This is a genomic window from Pseudomonas sp. GW456-12-1-14-TSB6 (assembly GCF_059424205.1).
This window is the reverse complement of sequence record NZ_JBWKZE010000003.1, coordinates 237,264-249,320: the sequence shown is the minus strand read 5'-3', so window position 1 is coordinate 249,320 and position 12,057 is coordinate 237,264. Positions and strand designations below refer to the sequence as shown.

Sequence of the window (12,057 nt, the reverse complement as noted above, 5' to 3'; positions counted from 1 at the left end):
GGCAGTTTACCTGATGCATCGCCCCCTGCCCACGCGTTGGTCTTTTTTGGCAGATAAGCCTTCAGTTGCGCCGGTCGACGATATACCGGGCCAGATCGCGCAACGGCTCGGCAGCCGCGTCAAACGGTCGCAGCGCGTGCAGGGCCTGATCGCGCAGTTCCAGTGCGTAAGCCTTGGCCGCGTCGAGGCCCAGCAGGGCCGGGTAAGTTGGCTTGTCACGGGCAATGTCGGCGCCCTGGCGTTTGCCGAGGGTTTCGGTATCGCTTTCGACGTCGAGGATGTCGTCCTGGACCTGGAATGCCAGGCCGATGGCCTGTGCATAAGTCTGCAGGGACTTGAGTTCATCCCTCTCGGCACGGCCGCTGGCCAGGGCGCCGAGCTTGACGCTGACTTCGATCAGCGCGCCGGTCTTGTGCCGGTGCATCTGTTCCAGCGCTTTCTGATCAAGCTTGAGGCCGACCGAACCGAGGTCGATGGCCTGACCGCCTACCATGCCGGCCGGGCCCGCCGCGTGCGCCAGCGCTGTGACCTGTTGCAGGCGGATGTCCGCGCTCAGGTCGCTCAGACGCGGGTCGAGCAGGGCGCTGAACGCCAGGCTCTGCAAGCCGTCGCCGGCCAGAATCGCGCAAGCTTCGTCGAATTTCTTGTGGGTGGTCGGCTGGCCGCGACGCAGATCGTCGTCGTCCATCGCTGGCAAATCGTCGTGCACCAGCGAATACGCGTGAATCAGCTCAACCGCACACGCCGCGCCGTTGGCCTGTTCGGCCTTGCCGCCGAGGGCTTCGCATGCCGCGTAGGCCAGCAGCGGACGCACGCGCTTGCCGCCGTTCATCACGCTGTAGCGCATGGCTTCATAAAGGCGCGCCAGTTCTGGCAGCGGGGCGTTGAACAGGGTTTCCAGTGCCGCATTGACCCGTGCCTGGCTGGTGGCCGAATACGCTGCAATCATTCTGGCTGATCCGCGTCGAAGGGTTCCTCGGCGAGTTCGCCATCGCGCTCCAGCAACACCTGGACCTTCTGCTCGGCCTGGGCCAGCGCCGCCTGGCAGTCACGGGTCAGGCCGATGCCCTGCTCGAAAGCGGTCAGCGAGTCTTCCAGCGACAATTCACCGTTCTCCAGACGCTCCACCAGCGTTTGCAGGTCGGCGAGGGACTGTTCGAAATCCAGTGCAGCTTTTTTGCGGGCCATGGCGGCTAATTCCGGTTGACGTTAAACCGGCGCGACACTAGCAGATAGGGGGGGTATGGGCAAATGAGCGGGCCGACGGACAAGGGTGTCAGTCGGTCAATTCGCCAGGATATTGAATCTGATACCGAGTGCTGCGTCCGCCGCCCGGAAGACGTTGCAGGCAGCCCTTTTCCAGCAGTTCCGCCAGATGTCGGGTGGCCGTGGCTTTGGAGACCTTGGCCACACTCTGGTATTGCGCTGCGCTGATACTGTGCTCGAAACCGCGCTCACCACCGTCGAGCAAACGATTGAGCACTTTGATCTGCTCCGCCGACAGCCCGGATTCCCGGTGCGCCTGCCAGAAGCGTGATTTTCCCAACACACTTTCAATCCGCGCGATGGCCTGTTGCAGACTGCGCAGCAGGGTTTGCAGGAACCATGCGAGCCAGTCGGTGATGTCCAGCGTGGCTTTCTGGCTGGATTCGAGAATCCGGTAATAGCCCGCACGATCATCGAGAATGCTGGCGGACATCGCATAAAAACGAATGGCCTGCGCTTCGCCCTGAGCCAATGCCAGATCGGTGAGGGTGCGAGTCAGGCGCCCGTTGCCGTCATCGAACGGGTGCAAGGTGACGAACCAGAAATGCGCGATGCCTGCTCGCAGCAAAGGATCGAGGCCTGCCTGATGCTGACTGGCGTCGAACCATTTGAGAAAACTGTCGAGTTGTCGCTCGAGGCCTTGTCGCGGTGGCGCCTCGAAATGCACGGTCGGGCGGTCGATTCGCCCTGAAACCACCTGCATCGACTCATCGCCGCGTAAAGCGCCGACATTGATCGCGCGCGCGAAGAATCCGTTTTCCTGTTCTGGAAACAGCCACGAATGCCATTCCAGCAGACGCTCCAGCGTCAGCGGTTCGGCGAAGCGCCGGGTCGCATCAAGCATGAGCTGCGCCAGCCCCTCGCTGCGTTGACTGACTTTGTCGCCATCGGGTAATTCCAGCCCCAGGCGCAGTGCCAGCGAAGATCGCACGGATCCGACATTCAACTGCTCACCCTCGATGGCCGAGGAGGTCACGATGTTTTGCAGCAAAGCGTCCAGCTCTGTCTGCGCGCTCAGTGAATGGCTCACCGATCCCGCCATGCCCATCAATTGACCTTGTGCCTGAACACACTCGCGCAACAACGGTGCCAGGCATTCCGCCTGCCAGTTGAAGTCGGGCCAATCAGGCTGCTGCCAGATCCAGTGAGTCGCCATTAATTGCTGATCCTGAGTGCGTGAGCCGATTGGAAACGCTATTCGGCTCATTTCGTGAGCCGAATATGACGCCTAATCGGCTCATCGTCCACTGGTCGCCGTGATTCCTACCGCAAATCCAGATGTATCCGATTGTTAAAAAACTGCCGAATCGCTAACCTTCGCGCCTTCTACGACCCGACAGTCACGGGTCTTTAAGACGAAACGCAGTTTTCACCGCTGTGAAGTACCGAGGATCGGGTGCAAGGTTTCGTTCAGGCATGGCAGGAGGCATCACATGCGTTCACTTCTTTTGCTGCTGATCGGGTTGGCCTGCGCGCCCGCGCTGCTGGCAGCGCCGAGCGCGGAGCTGTCGGAGCCGGTGGGCGGCTGGCGCTATCACGGGCTGCTCGATCGCACGGAAAACCCGCAGGTCGCCTATCCCACGCCGCCCATCGATCGAGGCATCCAGCGCAATCGCACAATGATCCAGGGTCAGCTCAAGGCGATCGGGCATCTGCGCCCGCCCCACAGCCTGGCGGTGAATGGCAATCCACTGAATCTGTACACCGACGACGATGGGCGTTTCGCCCGGCCGTATGCGTTCGGCGCCGGCTCCAACAGCGTCGAAGTGATCAGCGCCGACGGCCAGCCGCTCAAGCGCGTTCAATTCTACGAAGCCAATAACCTGCGCACGCCGGCGCGGATCCGCGTGGTGCTCGGTTGGGACGACCCTAAAGCCGAACTCGACCTGCACGTCATTACGCCTGACGGCCAGCACGCCTTCTGGGCGCGCCCGGCGATGAGCAATGGCGGCGGGCTCGATCCGGACGGTGTCGACGGCCCCGGCCCGGAAATGTTCACCATGACCGCGCCGCTGCACGGCACCTATCTGGTTTACGTCAACTATTGGGGCAACTTCGGTAACGGCGGCTATAACTTCGAGGAGACCAGCAACCAGAACGAGGTCATCACCTCGCAGATCACGCTGGTGCTCAACGAAAACACCGTCGACGAAAAACGCGAAACGTTCATCGTGCCCCTGCGGGCCATCGGTGATCTGCTGCTGGTCAAGACTTTCAACTATTAAGCATCCCGCCACGGATGAACTCGGGTTCTGGAAAGATGAGCGATAACACTGCTGCACCGGCCGCCGTAACACCTGCCGGCAAACCTTCCCGGCGCTGGCCGTTACTGGCGGTCGGGCTGTGCCTTGTCGCCGGCGTGGCGGGCGGGCTCGGCTGGCTGATGCACAAACCGAAGGCGCCGCCGGCGGAACTGGCCAGCGACAAGCTCGGCTTGAGCCGCCCGGACGCGCTGCTGGAAACCCGCTCCCTGAGCCAGTTGCCGAAGGACCTGCTGACGGTGCCGTTCCTCAAGGCCACGCTTACCGAGGATTTCGTCTTCTATTACGAAACCCACGCCGACCGTCTCGGGTTGATCGGCAGTCTGCGGCGGATCATTTACGAGCATGACCTGAAGTTGCAGGACAGCCTGATCGAGCAGCTCTTCGATCAACCGGCAGACGTGGCGTTGTGGCGCGGCGCCGATGGTCGCCTGAAGGATTTCCTGCTGGTGATGGATCGCGGCGGTCTGGCCAAGGTGTTGGAGCCGCTGGCGAAAGTCGCCCTGGATGATTCGCAACTGAGCGTGCTCAGCACCCTGAAAGCTGGCGGCGACGAAGTGCCGCTGTATCAGCTGACCTACAACGCCGGCAAATCCCTGTTGTTCGCCTCCCGTGGCGACAAACTGGTGGTGCTGTCCAATCCGGCCAAATTCTACGACCCGGAAAGTGGTGCTTCGGAGGACTCCGGTCACGTCTCGCCGCAGGCGCTGGCGGCGTTGCTCAATGGCGAAAAACTGTTCCCCGAAGCGTTCGGATTGCCGGCCAAGACGCCGGAAACCAAGCAGCGGCTGTCGGTCAATTCCAGTGTCCTGGCCATGGGTTATCAGCGTTTCATTCCGAACTTCGCCGGCCTGCGTTTCGACATGGATGACAAGGGCTGGCACAGCTATCTCGCCATGGACGAACTGGAGAACCAGCCGGACTTCGATTTCAAACCGGTCTGGCAAGCCATGCCGCTGGGCGCCAGCGCCTGCGTGACCTTGCCGGTGGCCGCCGAACCGCAAAAACCGTTGCTGGTGAAACTCGGCGCCGAAGAAGCCGTGGCGCAAAAGCTCACCGAACACGTGGCCGGCGCGGCGGGTCTGTGCTGGTACGCCGATTCGCGGCTGTACACGCCGTTGCTGGTGGCCAGTCTGAACGACGAAGACAACGGCAAACTCGACGCAGATATCGGCACGCTGTTCGATTCGATGGTCGGCGCCTACGAAGGCAAGGTCGACGAGCACGCGTTCCCGGTGGTCGAGAAACAGGAAGGCCAGAGCCACCTCTGGCAGCGTCAGGTCAGCTCCAACTTCGGCCCGTATGCAGCAAAAGATGCCGAGAATCCGGAAGCGATCACCGGCCGTGCGTTCATGAAAGTCAGCCTGGCGCGCCACGGTTCGACGCTGCTGTTTTCCCTCGACGACAAACTGGTCGACAAGGCCCTCGGCACCCTCGACAAACGCTTCCCGCCGATGGCCGACGTACTGCCGAAAGACGTGCTGATGCCGATCTACTTCGGCCCGGATTCGATGGCGCAACTGATCCAGCAGGAAACCCTCGACAGCCTGCCGCAGGACATGGAGCCGGTGTTCTATAACGCCGCGCAAACCTACCTGATCCCGAAACTGCGCACCCTCGGCGGCATGGGCAAATACGCCCTGACTTTGCCGGAAGGCAGCGAGCCTGACGGGCACTGGCAATGGCTGCCGCTGGAGTGGAAAGCGCTGTGACCGGACTGATTCGCAGCCTCGGCTTGCTGGCGCTTTTGCTCAGCGCCGGTGCCCGAGCCGTTGAGACTCCGGCCCTCGATCCGCAGCAGTCCCAGGTCTTTCGCGCCTGGTTCGTGCGCATCGCCCAGGAACAATTGAGCAAAGGTCCGAGCCCGCGCTGGTATCAGCAGGACTGCGCGGGACTGGTGCGTTTCGCCGCCAACGAAGCGCTGAAAGTCCATGACGACAAATGGCTGCGCAGCAATGGCGTGTCCAACCGCTACCTGCCGCCGGAGCTGGACCTGAGCGCCGATCAGCGCAAGCTCGCCCAGCAATGGCAGCAGGGCGGCGGCAAGGTCGGGCCCTACGTCAACGCGATCAAACTGATTCAGTTCAACAGCCATCTGATCGGCCGCGACGTGTCCCAGGCACGGCCCGGCGATCTGATGTTTTTCGATCAGGGCGACGACCAGCACCTGATGATCTGGATGGGCCGCTACATCGCCTATCACACCGGCACGACCACCCCAACCGACAACGGCATGCGTTCGGCAAGCCTGCAGCAACTCATGACATGGAAGGACACCCGATGGATACCCGACGCAGCCAACCCCAACTTCATCGGCGTCTATCGACTGAATTTTCTCTCCCAATGACCGGTGCCCGCATGCTGCGTTTACTGCCTTTTCTGTTGCTGTTGACCCTGCCGTTTTCGGCCGTGAATGCCGAAGACACCGTGGAGCCAAGCGGCTACACGCCGGTGTCCGGTGAAAGCTTTTTCCTGCTGGCCGACAGCAGTTTCGCCGCCGACGAACAGGCGGTGGTACGCCTCGAAGCGCCGGGCCGTGACTATCGTCGCTTCCGTATGGAGCCGTACGGCGGCGCCGATATCCGCGTGTACAAGATCGACAAGCCGCTGGACTTCCTCAAGCGCCAGAAGAACCTGCACCGCGTGGTCAGCGACGGCCAGTTCAAGGGTGAAGGCCTGTCGAACACCCTGGCGTACCTGTGGGACAACTGGTACCGCAAATCCCGTCGGGTGATGCAGCGTGCGTTCTCTTACGAGTCGCGCCAGCAAGTCACCGAGGAAGTGCCGGAGCTGAAGATGGGCAATGCCATCGCCGCGCCGACGCCGTACGACGCGCAACCGCAGTTCGCCCTGATTCCGGGTCTGCCGGTGGTCAGCCAGTTCCGTTATCCGCTGTGGCAAGCGAAGCCGATCCAGCCGCCGACCGGCGTCAATCTGGCCGGGTCTTCCAGCGAGTTTGTCAGCGTTGCGCCGGGTAACGTCTACATCCCGCTGGGCAATCTGAAACCGGGCCTGTATCTGGTCGAAGCGCTGATTGGCAAGTACCGCGCAACCACCATGGTTTTCGTTTCCAACACCGTTGCGGTGAGCAAGATTGCCGGTGATGAATTGCTGGTGTGGGCCGCGCGCAAACACGAAGGCAGCTCGGTGCCGAAGGTCAACGTGCTGTGGACCGACGGCCTCGGCGTGATGAGCAGCGGCGCCACCGATACCGATGGTCTGCTGCGCCTGAAACACGTCAGCCCGGAGCGTTCGTTCGTGATTGGCGAGGACGAAGAGGGCGGTGTATTCGTCTCGGAAAACTTCTATTACGACAGCGAAATCTACGACACCAAACTCTACGCCTTCACCGATCGGCCGCTGTATCGTCCGGGTGATTGGGTGTCGCTGAAAATCGTCGGCCGTGAATTCAAGAACGCGCGGGATTCGGTATTGCCGGGCGCGGCGGACGTCAATGTCAGCGTGCTCGATGCCACCGGCACCGAGTTGCAGCGCCTCGATCTGAAACTTGATTCCAAGGCCGGCACCCAGGGCCGTTTCCAGTTGCCGGACAACGCCGTGGCCGGTGGTTACGAGCTGCGTTTCAACTACAAGGATCAGGCCTACAGCAGCGCGTTCCGTGTGGCCGAGTACATCAAGCCGCACTTTGAAATCTCGCTGAATCTGGCCAAGCAGGATTACCGCACGGGCGAGCCGGTGAAGGGCAGCCTGGTGCTGCTGTATCCGGACGGCAAACCGGTGGCTAACGCCAAGCTGACCCTGAGCCTGCGTGCCCAGCAACTGTCGATGGTCGACAATGAGCTGCAATACCTCGGGCAATTCCCGGTGGAGCTGACCAGCACCGAACTGACCACCGACAGCAAGGGTAACGCGACCCTCGACCTGCCGGCCGCCGACAAACCGAGCCGCTACATGCTCACCGTGTTTGCCAGCGACGGCGCGGCGTATCGGGTCAAGACCACCAAGGAAATCCTCATCGACCGCGGCGCCGCCAGCTTCCGCCTGAGCGCGCCGCAGCGTTTCAGCGCGGTCGGTGACAAAGTTGCGTTCAGCTACGCCAACGAGGGTGGCAGCGAACAGGCGCAGGCCGTGGTGCCGAGCAGCTACAGCTGGGTGCGTCTGGAAGACCAGACCACCGGGGAAGGCAAACTGGCGGCGAAAGACAAAGGCTTCAGCGTCGCTTTCGATCGCCCGGGCACCTACAACCTGTCGCTGAAAGATCAGCACGGCCGGGTGCTGGGTGCGACCGGTCATTCGGTCACCGGCGACGGCGTCAAGGCTGTGCCGGGCACCGTGGAAATCGTCCTCGACAAACCCGAGTACAAGGCCGGCGACGAAGCGCTTGCGCTGATCACATTCCCGGAGCCGGTCAGCGATGCACTGTTGTCGCTGGAGCGTGACAAGGTCGAAGCCACCGCGCTGCTGGCCAAGGGCGGCGACTGGCTGAAACTGGAAAAACTCAGCGACACCCAATACCGCGCACGCATTCCGGTGAAGGACAATTTCGCGCCGAACCTGACGTTCTCCGTGCTGTACACCAAGGGCGGTCAGTACAGCTTCCAGAACGCCGGGATCAAGGTTGTTGCGCCGCAGATCGACGTGGCGATCAAGACTGACAAAGAGACCTATCAGCCGGGCGATACCGTGACCGTCGACCTGACCACGCAGTTCGCCGGCAAGGCTGTGCCGGCGCACCTGACGGTCAGCGTGGTCGACGAAATGGTCTATGCGCTGCAACCGGAAGTCGCGCCGACCATCGACCAGTTCTTCTATCACCCGCGCCGCAACAACGTGCGCACCAGCGCCAGCCTGTCGTTCATCAGCTACGACGTGGCGTTGCCGGGCAGCCCCGGCGCACCGGGCAAAGCCAACCGCAGCGAGCGTGGGGTGAAAGTGCTGGAGCGGCCGCGTCGCGAAGACGTCGATACCGCTGCGTGGCAGCCGGAATTGCTGACCGACGCTGACGGCAAAACCCGTTTCACCTTCAAGATGCCGGACTCGCTGACCCGCTGGCGCATCACCGCGCGAGCGATTGCCGATGACGGTCAGGTCGGGCAGAGGAAGCAGTTCGTGCGCTCGGAAAAACCGCTGTATCTGAAGTGGAGCGGGCCGAGCAAATTCCGCAAGGGCGATCAGCCGCAACTCGGCGTGTTCGCCTTCAGCCAGGCCGAAAAACCGGTCAAGGCTGAACTGGTCACTCACTACGCCGGCGCCGAACAGCGCCTGCCGGTGACCCTCAACAACGGCATCAACTACCTGCCGCTGCCGGCCTTCGCATTGGCCACCGGCGAATGGACCGCCGAACTGGTGCAGGACGGCAAGACCGCCGACGCCCTCGCGGTGCGCCTGACCGCCACCGGCGAAGGCTGGCAAGTAACGCAGACCCAGAGCCTCGACGTGGCCAGCGGTGACACACCGTTGAGCCTGCCGGCAGACGCCACCGATATTCGCCTGCGTCTGGATGACAGTCCGCAAGCGCTGTTCCGTTCGGCCCTCGACGATCTGCTCAGCTATCCGTACGGCGGCGTCGAACAGACCGCCAGCCGCTTGCTGCCGCTGAGCATCGCTTATCCGTCGCTGGCGTCGAGCCCGCAGATCCGCGACCGCTTGCGCCTGATCATGCAGAACAGCCGTCTGCGCCTGGTGCAAATGGCCGGGCCGTCGGCGAGCTTCACCTGGTGGGGTTTCGATGGCGAGCCGGATGCGTTCCTCACCGCTTACGCCTATTACGCCGACTGGAACGCCAGCCAGGTGCTGGATCTCACCTTGCCACCGGAGCACTGGCAGCGGGTGCTGGAGGTCTACGCCAAGCAGGCGCCGAACACACCGTTGCTGCAACGGGCGCTGATCCTGTCGTTCGCCAAGCAGATGCATTTGCCGGTCAACACACTGCTCAGCGGTTTGCTGGACGATCTGGCCAAGGCCGGGGAAGGCAATGCCGAAACCCTGATGGACGACGGCGAAGACAGTCTGGTGATGGGCGATCCGGATTCGGCGCTGGGTCTGGCGGCGGCGCGGGTCTTGGCCGCATCGTTGGCCACCCAGTCGAAAGTCGCTTTGCCGGACGCGTTCAATCGTCAGCTGGGCGCTGCGCAACAGCGCTTGTCCGTCAGTTCGCAGCCGTTTGCCGAAGCGCTGAACCTGTCGCTGCAACCGTTCGATCAGGCTCGTGCGACAGCGTTGTTGCAACGCCTGTTGCCACAGCAATCGACCCTTGAACGTGCGCTGGCGCTGACCTGGCTGCAACGCAGCATCGCCCAGGCCTCGCCGACCATCGCGCTGGCTCCGGGCGAAGGCTGGAAGAAAAACTACGGCGCGACCGGCGAGATGTACTGGACGTGGCAAGGGACTGCGCCGGTGCCGAGCGTGTTGTCGGTGTCGGGCACTCAGGAGCGTCCGTTGCGTGCCGCGCTGAGCTTCCAGACCCAGCAACCGGCGGTCGATCCGATGGCCGTCACTATCACTCGTCGCCTGTCACGTCTGGTGCCGGGTGATGAAGCGTTCACCTTCAAACTGGAGCCGGTCGGCACTAAACCGCTGTCCAGCGACAGCCTGTATCTGGACGAGGTGATCCTCACCAGCAAGGCACCGAAACCGCTGCGCTACGGCATGCTCGAAGTGCCGCTGCCGCCGGGCGCCGATGTTGAGCGCACCACGTGGGGTATCAAGTTGCAGGGCAAGGACGGCACCGAACCGACCGCGCTGGAAAAAGCACGGTTCGAACCGGGTCAACTGGCTTACGCGGTGCCGGTGGATGCGCTGAGCGGCGAATTGCGTCTGCGCCATTTGGTGCGGTTCTCGCAGAAGGGCCAGTTCAACCTGCCGCCGGTGCGCTTCACTCAGGTCTACGCACCGCAGCATCAGGCCCGGGAAGCGAAAGCCGCCCTCGGTCAGGTTACGGTCAACTGACATGACCCGGCCGCTGGTGTGGCTGCTGATGTGTGTGATTCCTGCGCTGGCGACGGCGCAGGATGAACCGTTGCGCGTGGCCTACAAGGGCGAACTGCTGTCGCTGAACACTACGCAACTGACTGCTCGCGAGCCGTTGCCTTCGTCGCTGGATACGCCGCTGGGTAGTTTGTGGAAGGTGTTTGTCTACGCGTGGCTGGTGGATACCGGTGCGCGGGAACCGGCGTATGCATGTCGCGGGCAGTCGAAGGAAGAAGTTTATTGCTGCACGGCGGGCGGGAAGATCGAGCGTGATCAGGCGCTGGTGAAATCCTGCGGGCTGTATTTCGAGCCGGCGCGGTTGGGGATTTCCTCTGCTGATTGGCGGACTTATTGGCAGGCGCGCGGTGGGCCTTCGTGGTTGCTGGAGTTGCCTTCGCTAAAGCCTGAGACGCGCGTTTCGGTGGCTGAATTGCTGGGCTTTCTGGCTCGGCTGCCGGCTCAGGAGCAGATGCGTCGGGTGCTGCTCGACGTGGTGCTGAATGCGGCGGACGGCAATGTCGCCGGTGAACTCGGCGGGCGCTTGCGGGTGAAAACCTGGAGCTGGCTCGGCGATCAGGACCCGCAATCACGTCAGGGTGGATTCGCCGGCTGGACGGCGGATGGCTCGCCGATCTGGGCCGGTGGCCGGGGCACCAGTCAGATGGTTTTGCGGCATTACGGTGCTGCGTTGGCGACAGTGTTGCCTGCTTCCTGGCCGGCGGAAGCGGGGCGTTGTGTCGAGGTGGGATTGTTCTCGCGATATCCGGTTTCGCGGGTTCTGTCCGGTGATCGGGGGATGAGTTCCGGCCCGTTGCAGGGCGATTACCGCGTGGAGTTCGCCAATGGCAATGCGCTGGATATCCACAGCGACGGCGAACTGTTTCTGCTCAACGACAAACTGGTCGCCCGGCTGGATCGCGAGGAGTACGTCGCCCGTGTGCTGGAGCGTGAAGCCAAACCTGAGCCGGCCGAAGCCGCGAAAGCGTTAGCCGTGGCGATCCGCACGTATCTGCTGCAAAACGCCACGCGCAATGGCGAATGTTTGAGCATCGACGACAGCAGCACTCGCCAGCGTGTTGCACCGCGTCCTGCTTCCGCCGAATCCCGCAACATCGCCGCATGGACGGCGGATCTGGTGTTGGCCGGCAGCACCGTCACCTATCACTCCGATCAGCCCGGCCCCGACAAACTGGCCTGGCAACAAGCGGTCGAACAAGCCAAGGCCGGCCAGCGTTACGACGCGATTCTGCTGCACGCCTACCCGCGCGCCAGCCTGAGCCGTTGGGACAACCCGGTGGCGTCCTGCGAAGCGCTACCTGCTGCCCAAGACTGGCTGCAAAAACAGCGGCGCGGCTGGCGTCCCAGGCTGGAAAGCGAAACCGGCTACAACGAAGTCAGCACCTTCGCCGTCTGCAAACTCGCCTTCGGCCGCCCCTTCGTCGACCGCGAACGCCAGCGCATCTACGTGCGCGGCGTGCTGTCCTTGCAGGATCGCCTGGACCTGACTCACGAATACCTGCACCTGGCCTTTGAAGCTCACCCCAATGGCCAGGATGAAACCTATATCGAAGGGCTCGCCCGTCACCTTTTGCTGGAATAG

Annotated in this window: 8 protein-coding genes; 5 read left to right on the top strand and 3 right to left on the bottom strand. The window is 62.6% G+C overall.

What is annotated here, in order from left to right; all coding sequences use genetic code 11:
* Positions 1-61 precede the first annotated feature (61 nt).
* The 3 genes from ispA to AC07Y2_RS04260 all read right to left on the bottom strand — a co-directional run bounded on the left by ispA (position 62) and on the right by AC07Y2_RS04260 (position 2,422).
* The gene (ispA, locus tag AC07Y2_RS04270) at positions 62-949 is read right to left on the bottom strand and encodes a (2E,6E)-farnesyl diphosphate synthase (protein WP_007955546.1); all 888 of its coding nucleotides are present in this window, start codon (positions 947-949) and stop codon (positions 62-64) included.
* Entirely contained in the window at positions 946-1,188 is a 243-nt protein-coding gene (locus AC07Y2_RS04265) for an exodeoxyribonuclease VII small subunit (protein ID WP_007894317.1), read from the bottom strand. Before AC07Y2_RS04265 ends, ispA begins: the two co-directional genes overlap by 4 nt.
* A gap of 88 nt (positions 1,189-1,276) precedes the next feature.
* Positions 1,277-2,422 (bottom strand): Fic family protein, encoded by a 1,146-nt coding sequence (locus AC07Y2_RS04260; RefSeq protein WP_103385502.1) that lies wholly within the window; start codon positions 2,420-2,422, stop codon positions 1,277-1,279.
* A gap of 277 nt (positions 2,423-2,699) precedes the next feature.
* Here AC07Y2_RS04260 and AC07Y2_RS04255 point away from each other — a divergent pair, with 277 nt between their 5' ends.
* From AC07Y2_RS04255 to AC07Y2_RS04235, 5 genes are read left to right on the top strand one after another with little or no spacing between them, the layout of a single operon-like run.
* Positions 2,700-3,491: a YfaP family protein gene (locus AC07Y2_RS04255; protein ID WP_085648667.1), complete on the top strand. Its 792-nt coding sequence runs from the start codon at positions 2,700-2,702 to the stop codon at positions 3,489-3,491.
* A 35-nt stretch (positions 3,492-3,526) separates the two neighbouring features.
* Complete coding sequence (locus AC07Y2_RS04250; RefSeq protein ID WP_103385501.1) at positions 3,527-5,239, top strand: DUF2138 domain-containing protein; 1,713 nt, start codon at positions 3,527-3,529, stop codon at positions 5,237-5,239.
* The gene (locus tag AC07Y2_RS04245) at positions 5,209-5,874 is read left to right on the top strand and encodes a DUF1175 domain-containing protein (protein WP_041475438.1); all 666 of its coding nucleotides are present in this window, start codon (positions 5,209-5,211) and stop codon (positions 5,872-5,874) included. Before AC07Y2_RS04250 ends, AC07Y2_RS04245 begins: the two co-directional genes overlap by 31 nt.
* Entirely contained in the window at positions 5,871-10,436 is a 4,566-nt protein-coding gene (locus AC07Y2_RS04240) for an alpha-2-macroglobulin family protein (RefSeq protein WP_103385500.1), read from the top strand. The genes AC07Y2_RS04245 and AC07Y2_RS04240 overlap by 4 nt, the downstream gene beginning before the upstream one ends.
* A 1-nt stretch (position 10,437) precedes the next feature.
* Positions 10,438-12,057: a DUF2300 domain-containing protein gene (locus tag AC07Y2_RS04235; RefSeq protein WP_103385499.1), complete on the top strand. Its 1,620-nt coding sequence runs from the start codon at positions 10,438-10,440 to the stop codon at positions 12,055-12,057.